Annotated in this window: 19 protein-coding genes; 13 read left to right on the top strand and 6 right to left on the bottom strand. The window is 39.8% G+C overall.

What is annotated here, in order from left to right; all coding sequences use genetic code 11:
* From DC498_RS02320 to DC498_RS02330, 3 genes are all read left to right on the top strand, one after another.
* Complete coding sequence (locus DC498_RS02320; RefSeq protein ID WP_116872484.1) at positions 1 to 555, top strand: RNA polymerase sigma factor; 555 nt, start codon at positions 1 to 3, stop codon at positions 553 to 555.
* Positions 556 to 587: 32 nt separating this feature from the next.
* Positions 588 to 1,277 carry a hypothetical protein gene (locus tag DC498_RS02325; RefSeq protein ID WP_116872485.1) on the top strand — a complete coding sequence of 230 codons (690 nt, stop codon included), beginning with the start codon at positions 588 to 590 and terminating at the stop codon, positions 1,275 to 1,277.
* 83 nt (positions 1,278 to 1,360) lie between these two features.
* Positions 1,361 to 1,768 carry a hypothetical protein gene (locus DC498_RS02330; RefSeq protein ID WP_116872486.1) on the top strand — a complete coding sequence of 136 codons (408 nt, stop codon included), beginning with the start codon at positions 1,361 to 1,363 and terminating at the stop codon, positions 1,766 to 1,768.
* A gap of 210 nt (positions 1,769 to 1,978) precedes the next feature.
* On the opposite strand, the gene DC498_RS02335 is transcribed toward DC498_RS02330, so the two are convergent.
* On the bottom strand, positions 1,979 to 3,340 hold the full coding sequence (locus tag DC498_RS02335; RefSeq protein WP_116872487.1) for a TrpB-like pyridoxal phosphate-dependent enzyme: 1,362 nt from the start codon (positions 3,338 to 3,340) through the stop codon (positions 1,979 to 1,981).
* A 293-nt stretch (positions 3,341 to 3,633) separates the two neighbouring features.
* Here DC498_RS02335 and DC498_RS02340 point away from each other — a divergent pair, with 293 nt between their 5' ends.
* Both DC498_RS02340 and DC498_RS02345 read left to right on the top strand, forming a co-directional pair.
* A complete protein-coding gene (locus DC498_RS02340) occupies positions 3,634 to 5,388 on the top strand; it encodes a HAMP domain-containing sensor histidine kinase (RefSeq protein WP_116872488.1) in 1,755 nt (584 codons plus the stop codon).
* 217 nt (positions 5,389 to 5,605) lie between these two features.
* Positions 5,606 to 8,038: a T9SS type B sorting domain-containing protein gene (locus DC498_RS02345; protein WP_165813723.1), complete on the top strand. Its 2,433-nt coding sequence runs from the start codon at positions 5,606 to 5,608 to the stop codon at positions 8,036 to 8,038.
* An 11-nt stretch (positions 8,039 to 8,049) separates the two neighbouring features.
* On the opposite strand, the gene DC498_RS02350 is transcribed toward DC498_RS02345, so the two are convergent.
* Together DC498_RS02350 and DC498_RS02355 are read right to left on the bottom strand one after the other, a co-directional pair.
* Positions 8,050 to 9,405, bottom strand: a complete 1,356-nt coding sequence (locus DC498_RS02350) for a sulfatase-like hydrolase/transferase (protein WP_116872490.1) — start codon at positions 9,403 to 9,405, stop codon at positions 8,050 to 8,052.
* Positions 9,406 to 9,716: 311 nt separating this feature from the next.
* Positions 9,717 to 11,861: a transcriptional regulator gene (locus DC498_RS02355; protein ID WP_116872491.1), complete on the bottom strand. Its 2,145-nt coding sequence runs from the start codon at positions 11,859 to 11,861 to the stop codon at positions 9,717 to 9,719.
* Positions 11,862 to 12,251: 390 nt separating this feature from the next.
* Between DC498_RS02355 and DC498_RS02360 the strand changes: the two genes are divergently transcribed.
* Both DC498_RS02360 and DC498_RS02365 read left to right on the top strand, forming a co-directional pair.
* On the top strand, positions 12,252 to 12,674 hold the full coding sequence (locus tag DC498_RS02360; protein ID WP_116872492.1) for a T9SS type A sorting domain-containing protein: 423 nt from the start codon (positions 12,252 to 12,254) through the stop codon (positions 12,672 to 12,674).
* Between the two features lie 64 nt (positions 12,675 to 12,738).
* Positions 12,739 to 13,158: a T9SS type A sorting domain-containing protein gene (locus DC498_RS02365; RefSeq protein WP_116872493.1), complete on the top strand. Its 420-nt coding sequence runs from the start codon at positions 12,739 to 12,741 to the stop codon at positions 13,156 to 13,158.
* Between the two features lie 201 nt (positions 13,159 to 13,359).
* On the opposite strand, the gene DC498_RS02370 is transcribed toward DC498_RS02365, so the two are convergent.
* The gene (locus DC498_RS02370; protein ID WP_116872494.1) at positions 13,360 to 14,538 is read right to left on the bottom strand and encodes a glycosyl hydrolase family 28-related protein; all 1,179 of its coding nucleotides are present in this window, start codon (positions 14,536 to 14,538) and stop codon (positions 13,360 to 13,362) included.
* 255 nt (positions 14,539 to 14,793) lie between these two features.
* Between DC498_RS02370 and DC498_RS02375 the strand changes: the two genes are divergently transcribed.
* The 5 genes from DC498_RS02375 (at position 14,794) to DC498_RS02395 (ending at position 18,706) form a co-directional block, all read left to right on the top strand.
* Positions 14,794 to 15,702 (top strand): metallophosphoesterase, encoded by a 909-nt coding sequence (locus DC498_RS02375; protein WP_116872495.1) that lies wholly within the window; start codon positions 14,794 to 14,796, stop codon positions 15,700 to 15,702.
* Between the two features lie 176 nt (positions 15,703 to 15,878).
* On the top strand, positions 15,879 to 16,709 hold the full coding sequence (locus DC498_RS02380; protein WP_133176736.1) for a hypothetical protein: 831 nt from the start codon (positions 15,879 to 15,881) through the stop codon (positions 16,707 to 16,709).
* 594 nt (positions 16,710 to 17,303) lie between these two features.
* Positions 17,304 to 17,810 carry an RNA polymerase sigma factor gene (locus DC498_RS02385; protein ID WP_133176737.1) on the top strand — a complete coding sequence of 169 codons (507 nt, stop codon included), beginning with the start codon at positions 17,304 to 17,306 and terminating at the stop codon, positions 17,808 to 17,810.
* The gene (locus tag DC498_RS02390; protein ID WP_133176738.1) at positions 17,791 to 18,048 is read left to right on the top strand and encodes a hypothetical protein; all 258 of its coding nucleotides are present in this window, start codon (positions 17,791 to 17,793) and stop codon (positions 18,046 to 18,048) included. The genes DC498_RS02385 and DC498_RS02390 overlap by 20 nt, the downstream gene beginning before the upstream one ends.
* Before the next feature lies 1 nt (position 18,049).
* A complete protein-coding gene (locus DC498_RS02395) occupies positions 18,050 to 18,706 on the top strand; it encodes a ClpP family protease (protein WP_116872499.1) in 657 nt (218 codons plus the stop codon).
* A gap of 483 nt (positions 18,707 to 19,189) precedes the next feature.
* On the opposite strand, the gene DC498_RS02400 is transcribed toward DC498_RS02395, so the two are convergent.
* A complete protein-coding gene (locus tag DC498_RS02400; protein ID WP_165813724.1) occupies positions 19,190 to 19,933 on the bottom strand; it encodes a hypothetical protein in 744 nt (247 codons plus the stop codon).
* Positions 19,852 to 20,235, bottom strand: a complete 384-nt coding sequence (locus DC498_RS02405; protein ID WP_133176740.1) for a hypothetical protein — start codon at positions 20,233 to 20,235, stop codon at positions 19,852 to 19,854. Before DC498_RS02405 ends, DC498_RS02400 begins: the two co-directional genes overlap by 82 nt.
* Before the next feature lie 291 nt (positions 20,236 to 20,526).
* Here DC498_RS02405 and DC498_RS02410 point away from each other — a divergent pair, with 291 nt between their 5' ends.
* Positions 20,527 to 21,300 carry a hypothetical protein gene (locus DC498_RS02410; RefSeq protein WP_116872502.1) on the top strand — a complete coding sequence of 258 codons (774 nt, stop codon included), beginning with the start codon at positions 20,527 to 20,529 and terminating at the stop codon, positions 21,298 to 21,300.
* Positions 21,301 to 21,483 lie beyond the last annotated feature (183 nt).

The raw sequence follows: 21,483 nt of genomic DNA on the forward strand, positions 1-21,483 counted from the left end.
ATGGGTAATAACCATCCGGACGACATTTTTTTGTTGCAGGAATTCCGTAATTCCGCTACTAAAGAAAAAGCGTTTACTTCCATAATAAAAAAATACCAGGAAAAGCTTTACTGGCATATACGCCGCCTGGTTATTCAGCATGAAGATGCCAACGATGTTTTACAAAATGTATGCATCAAAGTGTGGAATGGCTTAGAAAACTTCCGGGAAGATTCGCAATTATATACCTGGTTATACAGGATTGCCACAAACGAATCACTAACTTATCTTGAGCAACAAAAAAGGAAATCTTCATTATCAATTGATAACGAAGAAAACCCGGTTGCGGCAAGATTACAGGCCGAAAAAGATTTTGATGCCTCCAAAGCTGAATGGAAACTCCAGATGGCTATCCAGCAACTTCCTGAAAAACAGAGACTTGTATTTAACCTGCGATATTATGATGAAATGCCTTACGAAGAAATGAGTAAAGTTCTGGATACTTCGGAGGGAGCGTTAAAAGCAAGCTATCATCATGCGGTTAAAAAGATTGAAGATTTTATCTTAAACCATTAAACCATTTAGCTATAACTTAGTCTTAACAGTTGATGGAACAAGCCCCTGACATAGCAGCAGAATTAAAGGAAATAAGCACATTAGTAGCAGGTATTAAGAAAAACAATCCGTTTTCAGTGCCTGCAGGCTATTTTGCTGAATTTTCTGAAAACGTTTTAAGCCTGGTGCTGCAAAATGAAAGTACTGCTGTTCCGGTAAAAGATGAAATAGAGGCATTATCACCGCTGTTAGCATCCTTAAGGAATAAATCATCTTTAACAATTCCTGAACATTATTTTGAACAATTCAGCACTCCGGCAATACCTGCACCGCAGGAGAGCAAAGATGGAACTGCGATAGCGCCTGTGCGATCAGTCTCTGCAGGCAGAAAATGGATTAAATATGCTGTCGCCGCAATGGTAGCCGGGTTTATTGGTTTAAGTACATTCTTCTTTTTAAACAGATCAGCAAATCCGGCGGAGAAAGATAAAACCGCTGTTCAACACGATAAAAACCGTTCTGCAAATGACTTTAGCGGAATACCGGATGAAGCGCTTGCAGGATTTCTTTCTTCCGCTCCGGTAAATTCATTTACGGCAACAGATAGCGATGAAGCAAATATTGATGCTATTGCTATGATAGATATTGATGATAATAAACTCACCAATATACTTCGTGAGCTGCCAGACGAAGACCTGATCAGTTATGCAGAAGATACCAGGAGTGAAGATGTATCATTATAATTATAATACTTACAATAAAAGAGCAGGAGCTGTAACCTCAAAACATCATGCTGCAGGAGTTTTAAATTTTTAAATATTTTTCTGTGAAAAAAATTTTTATACTTTTTGGATTTATTACATTTGCAACCTTGCTAACCCAGGCTCAGGTTACTGAGCCGGAAAAAGGGGAAAGAATAAAATCTCTTGAGATTGCTTACCTAACCAGGCAACTCCAACTTACTCCTGAAGAAGCAGAAAAATTTTGGCCGGTTTTTAATCAGTACCGGAAAGAATTGAGAACTGCAGTTGTGGAAAGCTCCGGTGAAGATCAACTGGACAGGGAACAGAAAATTCTGGATATTAGAAAAAAATACAAAAAGAATTTTGCTGCTGTTTTAAGTAATGAAAGGGCCCAAAAGTTCTATGATGCTGAGGATAGATTTAAGATGCTTGTAAAAAAGGAAATGAATAACAGGCTGAAAGAACGGGGAGCCGGTAGACAAAGAAGATAAATCGACAAATGATTTTTTAAATACAAAATAATTTACCTAATTTTAACTTGGTGTTTTTCATAGGTTAGCAACGGCTGGCTCTTTCTAGGGCTGGCCTTATTTTTTTATAGGACTTTTTAATGTGGCAAATAAATAAGTTAACTACAAATAGTATAAAAAAATGCGAAGCAAAACTTCGCATTTTTTATTCAGATACAATCAATCACCAGGTTAAATAACGGGTGTATCCAGCTCCGCCAATGAAGCATTAATATCTTCTTTTGCAACTTCATAATCAACGATCTTTCCCGCAAGATAATTTTCATATGCGCTCAGGTCAAAATGTCCATGACCGCATAAATTGAATAATATCGTTTTTGAAACGCCTTCTTTATCGGCCTGTTTTGCCTGGCGGATTACTTCTGCAATAGCATGTGTTGCTTCAGGTGCCGGAATAATGCCTTCAGATCCTGAAAACAGTAATCCTGATTCAAAACATTCAGTTTGATTGATAGCATCAGCTTCAATAATACCATCCTTCAGTAATTGGCTCACAATAGCGCCTGCACCATGATAGCGAAGGCCACCTGCATGTATAGGCGAAGGAATGAAATTATGCCCCAGCGTATACATTGGTATTAATGGCGTCATTCCAATAGTATCTCCGAAATCGTAGCGAAATTCTCCTCTTGTAAGCTTAGGACAGGAGGTGGGTTCAACAGCTATAGCCCTGATTTTTTTACCACCCGTAAGGTTATGCTGCAAAAAAGGAAATGTTATTCCTGCAAAATTTGATCCACCGCCAAAAGGCGCTACAACAATATCAGGGTAGTCGCCGGCTTTTTCCATTTGTTTTAATGCTTCTAACCCTATGATGGTTTGATGCATTAATACGTGGTTCAATACGCTGCCCAGCGAATATTTTGTATCAGCATTCATGGCTGCCACTTCTACCGCTTCTGATATTGCAATGCCCAAACTACCCGGGGAATCAGGGGCTTTTGCTAAAACGGTTTTACCGGCATTGGTTAATGTGCTGGGCGATGCATGCACGGTACCACCCCAGGTGTTCATCATTACTTTTCTATACGGCTTTCCTTCATAACTTACTTTTACCATAAACACTTCACACGCTATATCAAAAAGCTTGCAGGCAAAACTTAAAGCGCTTCCCCATTGACCGGCGCCGGTTTCTGTTGAAATTTTCTTCACGCCTTCTTTCATATTATAATATGCCTGGGGAACAGCAGTATTAGGTTTGTGAGAGCCGGCAGGGCTGACGCCTTCATACTTATAATAGATCCTGGATTTGGTACCCAGCGCTTTTTCTAATCCATATGCACGGTACATAGGCGTGGGTCGCCATATCGTATATATATCCCTCACTTCTTCGGGTATCTCTATCCATTTTTCCGTACTCACTTCCTGCTTAATAAGTTCCATAGGAAAAAGTGGTGCCAGGTCTTCAGGGCCAATAGGCTGGTGTGTGCCGGGGTGCAAAGGCGGCAAAGGCTTGTTAGGCATATCCGCCAGGATATTATACCAATGTGTAGGAATTTCAGATTCCTGTAAAGTGATCTTTCTTTGTGCCATGTCGATAATTTAAGTGAGTTAAGATACTGAAAAGATAAAAGCCAAAGCTGAATTTCGCCAATATAATCAGTAAAAATCATTACAGAAATCATACATACTTCTACCTATCATTTTGACATTTCATCTATGCATTACCGTTATCTGCTCATTAAAAAAGAATTTCAACTTTAAATTGTTATATTGCTATAAAGAAAACTTAGCTGGTTTCTAACCTGCTGTGCAATGTTCAGAATTTGTGTGCTATTTAACCAGATAGAAATAATACCGAAATTTCTGAATAAACAAGTACCGCCATGAGGTTGACGCTTTCTACCTTTAAAAATCTTTCACTTCAAAAACGATTACCGTTATTTGTTTGCCTGCTATTGACAGGTGCGATCACTCTTTTCAGTATCATATCTTACTTAAGTATAAAAAAATTTGAATTAAAGGCCGGTGAGCAACGTTTGCTTGATTTAACGCAACAGGCAGGTAATATGTTTTCGGAATCCATCAGGGAAGATTATACAAATACAAGGCGGGTTATTGCAGATACAATCATTCCTGCATTCATAACAAAGCGAACTGAACTCCTGCAAAAACAGGCAGATAGTATTTTAGAGCAAATTGGTCATTCCGGATCATCTCTATATGCAGAGATACTTGACACCAATTATAATCCTTTGTTAAGTGCGGGTGATCCTTTTTATTTACCGGATAAAAACAGCCGGCCACATTATGTTAAAAAAATAATGTCAGGGGATCTTTACGGTCATAATGATTCTGTTTTTTACAGTTTGACCCTACCCGTTATGGAAGCCGGAAAACTAACAGGATACGTTACCCGATACAGGTTTGTGAAAATAACCTCTAAAATGGTACTGCAATTTTCAACGCTTGCAGGTTATGGCGCTAAATTATATGTAGCTAATAAGAATAATAGTTTTTGTACAGATCTGTTCAAACCGGTACAATATACATTACCGGTAGATCAAACGCAGGCAGACAAAAGCTACAGCTATAAAAATGAAAACGGTACCCGGATGGTAGGAGCTTTCAGGTTCGTGCCGGATACACCATGGCTGGTTGCACTCGAATTCCCTTACAGTGTTATTGTCCAGGGATCATCAAAATTCCTTTTTTGGTTGCTTGTATTGGGAACAATATTGATTATTTGTGGGATAACAGCAGCCTGGATAATTGGGAAAAACCTTGTGCGCCCGCTCAATCAGTTAACCAATGCTGTTACCAATCTTTCGTCAGGAGAATTTGCAGAAGTACCTGTTAACAGAAATGATGAAGTAGGAAAACTGGCACAGGCATTTAATGAAATGACGCTAAGCCTGAAAGATGCAAAAACAAAGATGGAAGAAAAGATAAATGAGGCTGAGCATTTAAATACACAACTAAGAAAACTTTCTGCTCACCAACAGAATATCAGGGAAGAAGAACGTAAGCGCATTGCAAGAGAAATGCATGATGAGCTTGGTCAACTGCTTACCGGCTTTAAAATGGATGTCCAGCTTTTAAAGAATCACCTGCCGGCGGGTAGCAATGAAAGAGTTAAGGAACACATACAGTCCATGACCAGCCTTGTAGACGATGCTATCCGGTTTGTAAGGCGACTATCTTCTCAATTAAGAGAAGGTCCGCTCGAAGATCTTGGATTAATAGCCGCTATTCAATGGTATACGCAGGAATTCACAAGGCGTTATAATATTCCTGTTATATTCAACTGTTTGCATAGTGATATATCACTTCCTCCCCAGGTTAAAACAGGTTTATTCAGAATTTGCCAGGAATCGCTTACTAACATTGCCCGGCATTCAAACGCTACCCGGGTGGAAATAAATTTTGATATACAGAACAATGAATTATTGCTTACGGTAAAAGACAATGGTAAAGGTTTTAAAACATCCACCGGTGCCCGAACCGGCTCACTTGGTTTACTGGGGATGAATGAAAGGGCGATAATGGTAGGTGCCAGATTGTCGCTGCACTCAGAAATAGGAAAAGGCACTATGATTAAAGTTGCTTTCCCGATTAACGAGAAAGAAGCATTTATCTGAATCAAGGCAAACCTGCAGGTCAATATACCTCCTTCATAAAACAAAATGGCTTCACCCCATTAACCGAAATATTTACCCTTTTCACCTATTAAATAAGATTAAAGCATGTCCGTGCCTGGCATTTTGATAAATTGCATACAAGACTTTGTTGCAGATTTCTTCGTACATATGTCTGAACATGTAATTTATTCAATTGGTTATTGGTAAGATGGCAAGATTGAAAATAATCATAATTTCCGGCTTGCTGGCATCCTGGTTTTCTGCGGCTTTCAGTCAGGACCAATCCTGCCCGTTTAATATCAATTTTTCAGCAGGAGACCTGTCTTCCTGGTCTGCCCAAACAGGTTTGGTGGGCGGTTCCACACGGCAATATCCTACCAATACCGGAGTATCTGTAATTCCGGAATACAGCATACTAAACACAGGCATACAGGTGCTCACCTCTGCCGGCACCGACAGGTTTGGCGGGTTTCCAACAGTTCCTGTTATTAATGGTTACTCATATGACTATTCTATCAAACTAGGATCAGAAGCTACCTCATGGGATCTCCAGCAAGACAATCAGCGCAGTCCGGGAGGCTTCGTCAGGTCAGTTACCTATACCGTCAATGTTCCGGCAGGCTCGCCTTCCGAGCCATATACCATGACATACGCCTATGCATTGGTTCTTGAAAATGGGACCCACAATTCTAACCAGCAACCAGTGTTTACTGCTACGGTAAAAGGGCCTGCCGGTATCATCACTTGTGCATCTCCTTCTTATTATCTGCCTACATTGAACAATGCAACGGGAGGAAACGGACAAACACCTACAGGAGCTACGCTTGATTCTGCCGCTGCAATAGCAGACGGATTTTCATTAAGCTCTACGTTGTTTCTTTCACATGCCGGTCAGAATAATGGCAATGGTACCCTGCTACAGGATATTTGGACAAAACCATGGACAGAAGTAACTTTTGATCTGTCTCCCTACCGGGGACAGCAGGTAACATTAACTTTTGAAGCCAGCAACTGCACGCCGGGTGCTCACTTTGCCTATGCTTATATCGCGCTGCGCAATGATTGTGGCGGTCTCGAAATTTCCGGCTACAAGGAAGCCTGCAGTAATACCAATACAGTATATTCTATTCCGGCTTTAGCCAATAGCGTATATTCCTGGACAGTTCCGGCAGGCTGGACAATTATTACAGGCGCCAACACCAATATTATTACAGTAAAACCCGGCGCTGCCGGAGGCATTATTACAGCACAGGAAATTAATAGTTGCGCAGACCTCAGGGATACCATTACCGTAACAACATTACCACCCACAGTGGCAGGTTTTCTTACGGGTGATAATACCGTTTGTGCAGATGCCAACAGCACCATATTAACCCTCAATGGCGAGACCGGCAATATACTGGGTTGGCTATCTTCAACTGATGGACTCAGATGGTCTGCTATTACCAACACAACCAACCAGTATACTGCGCAGAACCTTAACAGTACAACTCAATACCGTGCATTAGTACAAAATGGCAGTGGCTGCAGTATAGATACCAGCGGACCGGCACTGGTAACGGTAAATCCCCAAACCAATGGTGGCAACCTTGATCCGGACGAATTCACTATCTGCCCATCTCAAACACAGCAAAATGTTATTTTGCTGAATGGCAGTGTAGGCCAGGTCCAAAACTGGCAATATTCCTACGATGGAGCCAACTGGAGTAATTTCTCTCCGGTGAATACAAATACAAGCTACAGTGTGAGCTCGGTTAATCAAACCACTTATTACAGAACCTTACTGAAAAGTGGCGTGTGCCCGGCAGACACCAGCACTATAGCTAAAGTCAATTTTGTTAATGTGCCTTTTCCCTCAGCAACAATTAACCCTGATACCGCTTCAATATGTTATGGTACAAGTACAGCACTGAATGCTGTAATTACTGCCGGCACCAATTATACCTGGAACAATACCTCTACACTCACAAATACCGGTAATGGGCAGGTAAGCGCATGGCCTTATGCCATTCATGCTACTGCCGCTCCACTGCAGAACACTGATTATATACTAAGTGTAACCAATGCAGGTTGCCCGAATGCATTACTTGATACTTTTCATGTTTTTGTTACGCAGCCTATTACCGTATTTGCAGGCAATGATACTTCCATTGTTGCCAGTCAGCCTCTTCAACTTAATATCACAGTAAGTGATTCGCTTGCAAATCAATATACCTGGTTACCCGGCACCGGCTTAGATAACACTCATATTGCTAACCCGGTTGCCAACCTGTCAAACATGGCCGGAAGCACTATTACATATACAGTAAGAGCTGCAACTGCTGAAGGATGTTTTGGGGAAGACAATATAAAGGTGATGGTATTCACAACTGCTCCGGATATTTTCGTTCCTTCTGCCTTCACACCTAACAGGGATGGGCGCAATGATGTGCTAAGACCTATTGGTGTTGGGATTTCCCAACTTCATTATTTCCGCATCTATAACCGCTGGGGACAACTTGTGTTCAGCACTACAGATATGGAAAGTGGATGGGATGGCACCATTAATGGTAAATTGCAAACAACAGATACCTATGTGTATGTAACACAGGGAATAGATTATACCGGGAAGATAATTACCAGGAAAGGTACTGTAACATTAATACAATAAAAGGTATATACTTATTTCTGATCCGTAACTTCGGCTATCCATGACTGATATTTGGCATAGAGCCGCTGTACTATATCAGGATGTTTATCTGCTTCATTGATGCGTTCAGTGCTGTCTGTTTTGATATTTACCAGCATAAATCCATCGGCAGTAAGTTCGCTTTTTTCACTTTCAAACGGGCTATGTAATAATTTCCAATCGCCTTCTATTACAGACCATTGAGGATTATCTTTAGCACCCTGGCTTTGCCAGTAAAATTCCGGGTGAGGACTTGATGCTTTTGCTGATGCTATAACCGGTTTCAGGCTTTTACCATCCAGTTTTCTTTGCGGTAAACTGATATTGCAATAGTCTGCCAGTGTAGGAAACCAGTCTATATTAGCTGCAAACTGATCACGAACTTCATTTTTGGGTATATGCCCTTTCCAACTGATGATTGCAGGTACTCTTACACCTCCTTCAAACAAACTAAATTTAGAACCGCGTAAATTTCCTGCTGAACCACCGCCGCCAAAAGTTCTTTCCTCTCTTGAAAAACCCTGGTCTGACTGGAAAACAATAATGGTATTATCAGTTAATCCTAAATCATCCAGTTTTTTTAAAACCAATCCAATTTTTTCATCCATGGTAGATATAAATGCCGCATACATTCTGCGTGGGGAAGGAAGATCTTTGTAATAATCCAACCATTTCTTTTCACCCTGCAGAGGATAGTGCGGAATATTGATGGCAAAGTATATAAAGAACGGATTGCGTTTGTTTTCGGTCAGAAAATTATTGGTCTCGCTTACCATCAGGTCAGGAAAAAATTTTCCGGGCTCCCATGTTTCTTTGCCATTGCGCCAAAGGTCATGGCGATTAGGTCCGTTCCAGTAGAAATAGTGTGAATAATTATCAATACATCCGCCCATAAAACCAAAGGAGTAATCAAAGCCCTGTGCGTTAGGCATTGTTTCAGGCGTATATCCTACATGCCATTTGCCGATATGCGCAGTTTTATATCCGGCAGATTTAAACAGCTCACCCATAGTAAATTGTTCGGCAGGCATTCCTGCATCACCTTCCTTAGATGAAGCCATTGCCGGAAGTCCCGCTCTTTGCGGGTAACGGCCTGTAAGCAATGAAGCCCGGGATGGCGAACATATAGGTGACGCGGAATAAAAATGCGTAAACCGGACGCCATTGCGGGCAAGCTTATCAATATTTGGCGTCATCAAATCTGCAGCGCCATAAATATTAAGATCATCAGCTCCCTGGTCATCAGTATAGATAACAATTACATTGGGATGTTTTGAATTTGTTTGTGATAAAGAAATTTGCTGCAGTAAGCATACAGCAATAAATGCGAGTAAAATTTTTCTGTACATGGCAAAATTATATTGTCAGATCAAAATCAAATCCGTTTTTATCAGTATATCATTCAAAGATAATTATGATTAAGAGAAAACAATACCGGCTTTTACAAACCATTAAGAAGTTAGGATGCATTAAGGTCTTATACTTATTTATACAAACCAACAGTGAAGTAAAGTATTTTGTTTAAAAGATATTACCGTAATATTAATTCCGGCCTGTTATTTTTCACCTGTTATGTGATCACTTCAACAGTATATTAAAGAGCATAATACAGGAATGGTGCCATGACAACCCGGCAGCGATTTTTTCACAACAGCAACTGCTATTCTTTCCAAAATCCATAATACCTTCCCATCCAGTAAGCAAATAAAAAGTAAGTACCTGTTTCTTCAGTTTGCCCGGCTTGGCCCACTTTTAATCTTTTAGGATTTGTATTCCAGCGCGATACTCCGCTTTCAGGCGTCGGCACAGGATATACAGCCTGTTGCTGTCTTCCCCTGTCAACCATCGGGTCTGTTTCTAAATCCCACCGGTGGCTGTTGTCCATTGTCCAGTCAATAAGATCAAGCGGGTACTCACGAAGCTCCTTCAATGCTATATCCAAGTCACAATCCTTACCCAGCAAAGCGCTGGCAATTACATTCCATACAGGCATGCGATCATTGCGTACATTACGCCAGCTGCGTTCCAGGCTTTTAACAAAGTAAGCATAGCTGGTATCATTACCGGCATACTGAAATAATCCATAATAAGGAAAGAAATTAAGGATATCGTCTGAGTGGCTTGTTTCATACGGACCATACATTTTTACAGCAACCGCATTATGTGCATAGCCATGCTTTTTAACGAGTGTTTGATAAGCTTTTTCAAACTTAGGATTACCTGTATAATGTATCGCGGTTTTCAAAAATGAGAGTATCTGCAATGAATTCAACCCACGTTCGTACATCCAGTTTTCAGAATGATTTAAAGAATCAGGATGCCAGATACCCCAGCGTGTAGGTTTACCATCAAAATCAATTAAACGAAAATCATTGTCAACAATATGCGTTACAATGCGGCTGATCAATGCTTTTACGCGAATTTTTTGTGCTGTATCTGCTACTAATTCATAAAATAGCGAAAGCGTAAAGATATGACCCGTAATTTCATCAGAGCTTGTATCATCGAGCCATTGCCATTTACCATCAGGAGAAAAATGCCATTGCTTGGGATGCGGCGAACGGGATTGCTTTACTTTATCTGAAGCGGTTGCATAAGATCTTGCCGGGTAACCGGGAATACCCGTTACTGTTTCCAGCCGTTCCAGCGCCTCAAAAGTTCGTATGGCTTTTAATTTTGCATCCGGCGATTTGGTGACAGCATAACGAAAACACGCTGCTGCAAGATAGCAGGATGTCCATAATCCATCATTATCTTCATTCTCCATGTAGCTGGTGGTTGTATCACCGGGGGTTGAAAGTTTGGAAATATTGATCAGGCCGCGGCGGTTATGGCGCTTATCAATTATGCTTTCGTAGTATGCTGCTTTTTGTTCCAATGTTATGGAGACATTTTTTATTTCACTGATGCCTCCTGCTGTAGCAATCCAGACTTCCCCTGTTGATAATTTCAACATGTCATTCACCCTTGATGCGGGCAACCAACGCTTACCATGATAATAATGCCATGCGCTGTCTTTTTGTATGGCACCTTTAGCTGTACCTAACCAAAAATCATTTCCTGCTGCGCGGATACAGTTTACCGGGCCGTAGGGTAACCCTTCGGTTGATCTCCATACCCAATGTTCATTATCAGCAGCAATGCAGCCTACAGTATAAGGCGTACTGAAAACCACGTCAGCCCCATTGTTGATAGTAGTAAGCGCATAATATTTTCGCTGGTTGCCTTCAGCCATCAGCAGGTCATCAAGATTAAGCCATTTACCATTTGCCCGTTTCCATAAACCATCTCCGGAAGCTACCCATAAGCTTTTCCCGGAATCTGCAACAACATCATTAACAGCAATGGCTTTAAGTTCCGGCACCTGCTCCCATTTTCCGGTCCACGTGTATAACCCATCGTTAGTGCCAACATGCAGTCTATGATCATTTTCCCAGAACATACAGCTTATCGAATCTTTTTGCATCACAACCGGAAGAGGAATTATTCTGCCATGTTCATTTGAAATTATTTTTTGCGACGCCAACCATATATTTTGCTTACTGTCCAGCGCGGCCATTACCCAATTATCATTACCAGCATTGCCCCACCATTTGCCGTTTTGATAACGGAATATGCCTTTATTGGTTATAGCTGTAATGATGTTGTTAGAGTAAAACAGGCGTATTACATTTCTTCCTGCGGAAGACGGCAGAGGAATTGTCTTGCTTACTTTCTGGTAAAAAATATTATTATTTGTTTGAGCAGCTATACTATTAATCAGGCATATCCCTGCAAACATTATGAGTGATAAAATGCGAATCATATACCAGGCGGTTGATCTGAGTAATATTTTGTTAGAGAAGCGTAAGGAGGATTGATACTGTAATTTTGTTGTTGCAGATAATATTCTGTCTTAATAATTTTTGTATCCCGGATATTATACCCTTCCGGATGATCATAAAAATGTACAAATGCATTGTATTGTATCAAATTTGAACACCGTTTGTCCGGTATTGATACATTAGTTTTCTTTAACAATTTACAACCACATTGATTCTCACTTAAATATGTAATGGCACGCTTTCGGAAAGTTATTGGCATGTCAGCAATTGACTTGTAACAACGGGTAGAAAGACAGTTTTTAAAAAAAGTAGCCCCTGTTGCATTGCATAAGCAGGCTGACTAAATATTATAAACAATAAAAACAAAAATTATGAACCAATTTGTAAAATCAATCGCAACCGGAGTAATGGTTGCATTCACATTTATGTCAGCCCCCGCAATGTCAGCAGAAATTTTTAACGAAACCCCTGTTCATAAAAATCAGGGATCTGAAGAAACAAAATCCTTTGATATTAAAATAGTACAGCGCAGGAATACAGAATCCATCATACTTTATGTATTGAAGCAGGAAGGAAAAAAACTTTCTATCGAGCTATATTCACCAAGTGGTAATATTATTGAAAAATATATGGCCGGCAAAAAAGAGACAAACATAAACAGGTTTTATAATTTCAATAACGCTGAAGAAGGCGTATATGTATTCAAAATATCAGATGGCAAAAGGGAAATAAGCAAAAAAGTAACACTTGAACGTTTTACAACTGCAACAACCACCCAGATTGTTTTACCCTGATGCGGTAAAGTAAATCCCTTTTTATTACACAGAAATACATTCATTTAATCTCACAACATATTTTATGTCACGGATCATCACATCACTCACATTTATTTTTATTGGGGCATTTGTTTTATTCGTTAATCCTGTAACCGCAGGTGAAGCTCATACAGAGCCCTGGTATACTTTTAAAAGAACAACAGCACACGAACAGTCTTTCAGGATGGAACTGAAAAAGAAAAAAGAAGGGTTGGGCATACAATTGCTATTACTTAAAACTGAAGGAAAAAAGGTTTGGGTACGCCTGTTAAATCCAGATGGAGTGCAGATCAGCAGCTTCATGACCAAAAATTCAGGCAGGGTAGTCCGCGATTTTAATCTTAACGATGCAGATGCCGGTATCTACACTTTTGAAGTGTCTGATAAAAATCAAAAAATAGTATCACGGTTTGAAATCAAGCAATCATCCGAGAGTGTCTTTACACGTATCATAGTTGAATAACCTGTTATTATGAAATATAAGCATGCGCCACGGGAGACCGTGGTGTTTGTGTAATATCGTTTTATTGGCCAGTATGTAAATGCAAACATTATAGGTCGTAAGCTTTTGCAATACTCCCGGAACGATATGCTAATCCCGAACTTCTTAATATAAAAAGGTTTCGCAGCTAAGGAGGAGAAAAATTACTTAGGTATCAGCTAACTAAAAAGAAGGGGTAGCTTTCAGGTTATTGGCACCCACTTTATTAAAATAAGAATTATCGGCACCCACATTCGATTTTACAATATGATAGTTCAGGAGTCCAAAGAGCAAATCTTTTGGGTCAACAACAAAATGACTATAATTAAACGACGTTGGCTCCTGGCCAGTATTGATCTCAATTCCCACCTGTTCTATTTTAAAATATGAGGCGCCCAAAAAATGATCAGCAAATTCAACATCCAGGGATGTAATAATATTCTTGGCATTTTGAGCATGAATGCGACCCAGCCATGCAGCATGATCCATTTTTGCAAAAACAAACGCATTGTCACAGTTCCAAACAGACAGGTTATTTCCGTTCATATGTTCAGAAAATATGAAGCCATACCGAAAAGCGCTTTTCACATATGTATTCCTTAATTCTTGTTCAGGATTACACCATAATCTTGGCGCAACCATCCCTGCGGAATAATGTCCATCATCTGTTGGAGCTGTTAAGTCAACACTTTTTGTTGATGAGTATATTAATACATTATCAGTATACAGGGTGGCTGCATATGCCATATTTATACCTGAAAGATAGGGATACTTTCCTTTTTCAGACTTTGCCTGAAAAGCAATATCCTGCAACCTAACAACAGCCTGGTTAAGTTTGTATGTTCCTCCTCCGGAACCTGCTGCTAATAAAAACGTAGGCTTGTCTTTAGGATTAATAAGCTTCTCTCCTAAAACATCCGAAAATAAAACAGTGCCATTATCCCATACCGCAGCCTCATCTTTTCCGGTGTGGTTAGCATATGCACTTGGTGTTACCACGCTGCCCTCTCCCATCAACCTTATCATAACATACTTTCTTCCCCTGGTGGCTTTTGGTTTAATAATGAGGTGAGCTTTTACTTCATATTTTTCTTGTATGGTAGCAAGTCTGTATTTGCCATTAGGAAAATATAATGTTCCGCCTCCATGGTCTATCAGGTAATCCAATGCTTTCTGAATAGCATAAGTGTCATCACTTTTCCCATCAGCTTTCGCACCAAAATCTTTTACATTATATGCAGGAATATCTTTCTTTAATGTTTGGGAAACAACTTCCGCCGGAGAAAATAATACCACTAACCCATTAATCAATAAAATAAAAACAGAAGCTGATCTTACTTTTTGCAATATTAAATTAAACATATACAGACAAGGCTTATTACAAATATTCAAGAAAGGCGAATATATAAATTTGCAACCAAAAAAGGTTTCGTATAATCAATGGAATCCGTGGTAATGTTTTATGGGACACGAACCACGGCGGAGCGCTGTTATAAAATAATTAATGCACATAAGGTATCTTATACTTTTTTTCTGCTCTGTTATATCGGTACACGGTGGATGTTGCGATGTTGGTGTGGTACCGTTGAACAGCCACCAGGTAATAAAAAAACTTAAATGAACAGGAAAAAGTTTCTTTTATCGTCATTAACACTGATTGCAGGCACTAAACTGTCGTTTGCAGGCGGTGGAAAAACAGTTGCGGCTCCCGCAATAAGATTTGGTATTGTTACAGACCTGCACTATGCCGACCGGACTCCGAATGGCAGCCGCTATTACAGGGAGTCTTTAACCAAATTGTCAGAATGCGTTGAGCTGATGAATGAGCAGCGTGTGAATTTTCTCATTGAACTGGGCGACTTTAAAGATCAGAACATTCAGCCGGACGAAGGAGAAACCCTGCGGTTCCTTGAAACCATTGAGGCAAAGTTCAGGCAATTTAAAGGACCGGTATACCATGTATTAGGCAACCACGATATGGACTCTATTTCAAAAGAACAGTTTTTAAGTAAGATACATAACAGCGGTTTTTCAAAAGCCCGGGGTCATTATTCCTTTAATGCGGCACATCACCATTTTGTTGTGCTGGATGCTAATTATACCAGGGAAGGTATTGGTTATGACCGGGGAAATTTTGACTGGAAGGATTGTCATATCCCTGAGGAGCAATTAAAATGGTTAGAAGAAGATTTAAGGGAACATCACCAGCCCACGGTTGTTTTTATTCATCAGCAACTGGATGGCCCTGCTTTTGAGGGTGATCATAGCAGGTATTGTCCGGATAATGCAGACAAGGTAAGAGCAATTCTTGAACGGTCGGGTAAAGTGCTTGTTGTTTTCCAGGGTCATTATCATGACGGGGGATACAACATAATTGACGGCATACCTTATTATACGTTGAAGGCTGTAATAGAAGGTGAGGGTGATCAGAACAACAGCTATGCAATTGTGGAGATCGGGAAGGACCGGGAGATAGCAATAAGAGGGTACCGCAGAGCCGTTTCAAAAACCCGGCTCAAATCTTAATGCTAAAATTATCTTCCCCTGCCAGGGCTCGTGTCTCACGAGACTTAGCAAAACGCCTTACTAAATAAATAATTATTAAGTGTAATCTAATAGTCCGCAACGTCTCCTTGAGCGGTATACAAATTCTCAGCTTTTGAATATTGGGAGACGGTGCGGAGAAGGAAATTATAAAGAATATGAAATCTCTTTGCAACCTTGTATTGATATCTCTTATCATTATTTCTTGTAACAAGCAGGATTCCGAAAACACGCCTGCTACAAAACCACCTAACGGAGCACTGAAAAGTTTGATTTACAGGTATTTTGTAGGAATTGATACCCTGACCTATTATTACACTGGCAATAAAATCGACTCCTTTTATTCCAATGTCTTTGGTGACTTCTATAAACTACAGTACAATGAAGCAGGTGAAATTGCTGTCAGGGTCCGGGACGTGCACGATGCAAGTAATAGTGTTGTTCAATACATCGACAGTTTCTATTATCAGGACTCCCGTGTGTATAAGATGGTGACGGCACAGGTAGCAAGGAATACCGGCTTATTCAGAAAATTAAATGCCTATGAACTTGCATTCAACGGAAATGAGATATCCAAATACTATCAGACAGACTTTGCCCCGGATGGGTTCCCTTACCAGATCCAGGCCGTGCAACAAATTCAATATACGAATGGCAACCTTACCAAATTGATATTGAATACTCAAGGTATTTCTTATGGGGCGGATTATTTCGATGTAACATACAGCGACCAGAAACTGCCACCTTATCTTAAGAAAAACTTATTGCAGCTTGCTCCCTGGATGGCTTTTCACTGGCTAAGTTCAAATACGCGATTTGCAGAGTATTTATTTTTTATCAATTCTGAAAATATTCCCTTAACTATTCGGGGATCATCATCAATGGACTTCATGTTATTAGAGCATCCGAATTGTCCAGATCAGGTCAATCTTAAATTTGCAGACGCAAATTACTTTTTCCTCAAAGCAGATATTGAAGGTTGTCAGTAGAATATATGTTGAACTACGGTCCAATGCCCGGCAGATTTACCTTCTGTGAGAAAAGTTTTCCCTCGTAAAAATTGCACCAAACTATAATGTTCGTGTTGGCCCGGTCGAAATGACGGAAACGGCGGCGACCGTCATTTCGAACCCGCCCGCAGATTGTAATGAATTAAATGTATGTCGCGGCGGGAGAGAAATCTGTTGGAAAATGATTTGGATCTGAATAGATATTTCTATATCCCGATATGGCAAATAGCGGTGTGGTATTAGTTCTAATGTATACTATAATTACTGCTATCATCTCCTGCTTTAGAATATATGTTGAACTGTGGTTCAAAACCCGGCAGATTTCTCCCTCGTGGAAGTTACATTAACTTATAGTGTTCGTATTGGCTCGGTCGAAATGACGGAACCGAAGACCGTCATTTCGATCCCGCCTGTAGACTGTATTGAATTAATATATATTACGGCGGGACAGAACTTTTCTCACCGAAGGTAAATCTGTTGGGAAATGATTTGAAGCTGAATGGATATTTCTTAAAAAAAATTCATGATTTAAGGTGATAATCCTACCTTTTTGAACACTAATAATAAAATGGAATGATGAAGCACGAAAGTTTAGTTGAATTATACCGGGAAGTCTTTCCCGAAGCAGCGCGTTTAATAAAGCGTTTGGGTGGAAATCCGGAAGAAGCGAAAGATACTTTTCACGACGCACTATTGATATATCTTGAAAGAGAAGCAAAAGGTACATTGCAAATTCATACTTCAGCAAAAGCATATTTGCTGGGCACTGCTAAAATACTCTGGCTTCATGCTAAAAATCAATATTTCGATCCTTTGCCGGAAGATGTTGAAGCATTTGTTGATGAAGAAAATGAAGCTGCAGATGAAGATAAAAATGTTTTTCATTATTTATTGCTGGCAGGAGAAAAATGTTTGCACATGCTCAAAGCATTTTATTACGATAATCTTTCGCTTCAACAGATCGCTGCAAATTTTGGTTTCAATGGCGTTCGTTCGGCAACAGTGCAAAAACATAAATGCATTGAAAAAATTCGCACAGCGCTAAAAAAAAGAAATGTATATGAGGAACGATTTAATTGAGGTAGAGCAGATAGAAAAATATTTATCGCATCAAATGAGCGGCGAAAAAAAAGCACAATTTGAAACACGCATGCTTCTTGACGGATCGCTGTTTGAAAAAGTAGAAGCGCAAAAACATGTTCATAAACTTATCCGGATCTTTTCACGCAGACAACAAAGAAATAAGCTGGAATCAGTTTATCAGCAACTGCTGCGTGAACCTTCTTTCGCGCAACAACTAAAAAACATTTTTGCCTGATATGATCATCCCTACAGTAATAGACAGTACCACAAGAGGTGCTTACGATATTTATAGCCTTTTGCTAAAAGAAAGAATTGTTTTTTTAGGCACTGCCATTGAAGAAAATATGGCAAATCTTGTAGTAGCACAATTGCTTTACCTCGATAGTGAAAGTCACGAGCCGATTATGCTTTACATCAATAGTCCCGGCGGCGTTGTGTATTCAGGGTTTGCTATTTATGATACGATACGAAAATTAAAATCACCTGTATCAACTGTTGCAGTTGGTTTTTGCGGAAGCATGGCAACCGTTTTACTTACGGCAGGTGCCAAAGGACAACGTTATGCGCTTCCTTATGCAACTGTGCACATGCATCCTGCAGGTGGCGGTGCAAAAGGTTATACCGAAGATGTTCGCATTGCTTACAGAGAACAAGAGCGATTACAAAACCAGATATTTCATTTGATCGGCAAATTTTCAGGACACACCAAAGATGAAATTGAAGAGATGTTTCGCCGCGACCATTTTTTTAATGCTGTTGAAGCAAAAGAGTATGGTTTGGTTGATGAAGTATTAGGCGATACAGATGATTTGATCAGCATAGAAGATGTCAAATGCAAAATTCAATTTCAAGCGGGTAAAAACAGGGAGATGATTGGGTTTAAAAGAGGATAGTTATTACCTGACAGGCATATCATCATAAGTTCATCCGTTAAGTATGCTGCCTGTTTTCTTTTTGTTAGTACCACCCCGGCCGCCATGGTTTCGCTCACGAACCACAAAACCGTAGGTCAAAACACTTGTCTCAAATCTTTTAAAAAGTTATACTCCTTTATATCAAATTCCCGGTAAAGCTGGTGGATTTTGAAGAATGCAAAAAGTACGCATAAAGAGACAGACATACCTTCAGCACCTGCGCGAGGGCGGATGAGATATTGGGACTGGGATGCTGAGATTATAAGATAAGGGGAAGAAATGTGGAGAAGAAGGGGATTTTTATGGGCTGGGCTGTGTTGCTACTATTAAGCTGCGGTTGCGTCGCACTCTTGTACGTTCGGGGTGCTATTGGGCATTGGGTAACGGCGTTTGAAAAATTCAATCTTACATATATGTATAGCGTTTATAGCAGGAGAAAGTGAAACCGGATTTTAATCAGTTTTATTTTTTCTTTTTCAGTGCGGCACGGATCTTTTTTACAAAGCTTACCGGCATTTCGGTAACATCGGCTACCTGCTTATCCGATAACCCCAGCTTGATGATCAGGTTTTCAATAACCTCCCTCTTACCTTTTTCAATACCTTTTTCTATTCCTTTCTCCATACCCTTTTCTATACCTTTTTCAAAAACCTCTTCACGTTCTATTTTCTTTATGGTTTCTATAATACCCATGGTAATTGCTCCTCCTGTTAATTGTTCAATTTGGTTATCAAATTTACGGTTTATTTCCTCGTTTCCAATATAGATAAAGTTTTTAAGAAAAAGCAGCAGCCTCTTTATCTTATTATGGCTGAATTTTTTGCTTTGTATCAATGCACGGGCTACCGTCAGCCGATGGCTTGCTAACTCTTCTTCAGCCACTTTACCCTGCAATAGCGCCTTTTGTGCTGCCAGCACGATCAGGGCAAATGGGTTGTCCATAGCCAGCAGCTCCGCTTCGGAATGGTTGAATATATGATATGCATTGTAGCGGTAAGTAATTTCAGTTCCCATAAACGTCTTATGAAACGTATCGGGGTGCTGCTGGCGCTTATTGCCTGTAAATATTGCCAGGGCAGTGATATCCACTCCGTAGCGGTCGTATATCCTGTACCAGTACCTGCCTACCGGCAGGCAGGCTGGAACATGCGTTTGGGGAAGTTTTTCGCGCTTCCACCCTGTATTTCTATATGCACTAATATCCATTCTTCCTTCCCGTTTTTCAGGAATGTTTTTACTAACATGTCTACAAACCTGCTTCCGCCCTGCTTTTTGAGCTCGGGGAATAGTTCAGTCAGTTCCTTATCAAGAAATACAAAACCTTTACGAAAGTCAAATACTTTATCTGCATTGGGAAAACAAAAACGAAGCAGGTAAGGAAAAAGTTCTTCAAAAGCGGCTTTTAAAAGAGCATCGTCTTTTTTGCGCGGCATGGTATTGTCCCGGTTAGCTATAGGTTTTTTATGCATAGCAGGAATGGTGTAGTGTGCTATATTAAAACAATTCAAATATAATGTTTTAATATGAAAAAGAGCCGGGCTCGATAACAGTAATTTAAGCGATGCTACCAGCCCTGCGCCTGCAAAATCAATATAGCAGGGCTAATTATTATAGCGGAATAAGTAACGTATAGGCATCAGATCGGCCAGTACACAATAGCTTTGCTACAGACCTGCGCAAGGGCGGGGTTATGGGATAAAATATTTGTAATCATTACTTGATGAACAAACTGATGTTATTTACTCGGACGCTTTTATAGCGTATATTAGCGCAAATACAAACGTTAGCAGATATTTTTTATGCACCCAATCATTCAATCAATATTAGCATTACTGACAGGTGGTGCAATTTGGGAAGGCTTTAAATTTATTTATCCTGACATTAAGCGACCAATTACTTCGAGAATTGAAGCAAAAAAGTCATTTTATCATAGCATTGACCCAATATTAAAATCTGCCAGCGAATTATATGGTAAACTTCTCTCATTGGCTAAAGAGGATTTTGCAACATTTATCAACCCTATAAATTCCACATCTAGCGACCCAGACCAAAACAAAAAGTATATCTATTATCTGTTCGCACAATTTTGGGGACAATTAGAATATTTACGACTGCAAAATCAATACATTTCCTTGTCAAAAATTAAAAAAGGAAGCCATCTACTTAAGTTTATAGAAACTTTTGAAGCAAGAAAGTATCGAATTTTGGACAGGTCGGTACAAAGAATAATTGGCGAACATATGATTTCAGGGAAAGACCAAAAGTTCAGAGTAATGACTCTGCATGAATTTATTGCTCTGACAGATAATAATTCATCATCACTAAACAAATGGATTTTAAAATTAGATCAAAAATTTGCAACTATTCATAATAAAGAGCTACGACAAAATATCTTGACATTCGGAATAATTATAGCCTCGCTGATTGACCACTTTGACCCCAAACATTCAACTATTCGGCAAAGACCTTATTATACAAACAAATTGACACCAAAAAGTAAAATGACGATTAAGAATAACCTATTCAAATACTATCTAACCTTCATAAAAGATAAAAAGAGGTATTATGTGTAAAAAAATCGAGCCCGCAGGTTATTGCCTTTCGCAAGGACTTAAACCGTTGGGCTCTTCCATTATCGTGAAAAAGATTATTCGACTTGAGATTGCAAATATACAAAACATCTGCTACCATTCGGCTTAGCAATGTGGCAGCGCGACGAATATATACTCGGCTTCAGTCCCAGCTGACGAATAACG

The sequence above is a fragment of the Terrimonas sp. genome, assembly GCF_003075435.1.
Taxonomy (GTDB): Bacteria; Bacteroidota; Bacteroidia; order Chitinophagales; family Chitinophagaceae; genus Agriterribacter.

Bases quoted from the DNA above. Each gene is read 5' to 3' on its own strand.
- DC498_RS02360 (WP_116872492.1), top strand. From the start codon at position 12,252: ATGAACCAATTTGTAAAATCAATCGCAACCGGAGTAATGGTTGCATTC.
- DC498_RS02365 (WP_116872493.1), top strand. From the start codon at position 12,739: ATGTCACGGATCATCACATCACTCACATTTATTTTTATTGGGGCATTT.
- DC498_RS02375 (WP_116872495.1), top strand. From the start codon at position 14,794: ATGAACAGGAAAAAGTTTCTTTTATCGTCATTAACACTGATTGCAGGC.
- DC498_RS02350 (WP_116872490.1), bottom strand. From the start codon at position 9,405: ATGTACAGAAAAATTTTACTCGCATTTATTGCTGTATGCTTACTGCAG.
- DC498_RS02340 (WP_116872488.1), top strand. From the start codon at position 3,634: ATGAGGTTGACGCTTTCTACCTTTAAAAATCTTTCACTTCAAAAACGA.
- DC498_RS02410 (WP_116872502.1), top strand. From the start codon at position 20,527: ATGCACCCAATCATTCAATCAATATTAGCATTACTGACAGGTGGTGCA.
- DC498_RS02335 (WP_116872487.1), bottom strand. From the start codon at position 3,340: ATGGCACAAAGAAAGATCACTTTACAGGAATCTGAAATTCCTACACAT.
- DC498_RS02355 (WP_116872491.1), bottom strand. From the start codon at position 11,861: ATGATTCGCATTTTATCACTCATAATGTTTGCAGGGATATGCCTGATT.
- DC498_RS02395 (WP_116872499.1), top strand. From the start codon at position 18,050: ATGATCATCCCTACAGTAATAGACAGTACCACAAGAGGTGCTTACGAT.
- DC498_RS02325 (WP_116872485.1), top strand. From the start codon at position 588: ATGGAACAAGCCCCTGACATAGCAGCAGAATTAAAGGAAATAAGCACA.
- DC498_RS02400 (WP_165813724.1), bottom strand. From the start codon at position 19,933: ATGGATATTAGTGCATATAGAAATACAGGGTGGAAGCGCGAAAAACTT.
- DC498_RS02320 (WP_116872484.1), top strand. From the start codon at position 1: ATGGGTAATAACCATCCGGACGACATTTTTTTGTTGCAGGAATTCCGT.
- DC498_RS02370 (WP_116872494.1), bottom strand. From the start codon at position 14,538: ATGTTTAATTTAATATTGCAAAAAGTAAGATCAGCTTCTGTTTTTATT.
- DC498_RS02380 (WP_133176736.1), top strand. From the start codon at position 15,879: ATGAAATCTCTTTGCAACCTTGTATTGATATCTCTTATCATTATTTCT.
- DC498_RS02385 (WP_133176737.1), top strand. From the start codon at position 17,304: ATGATGAAGCACGAAAGTTTAGTTGAATTATACCGGGAAGTCTTTCCC.
- DC498_RS02390 (WP_133176738.1), top strand. From the start codon at position 17,791: ATGAGGAACGATTTAATTGAGGTAGAGCAGATAGAAAAATATTTATCG.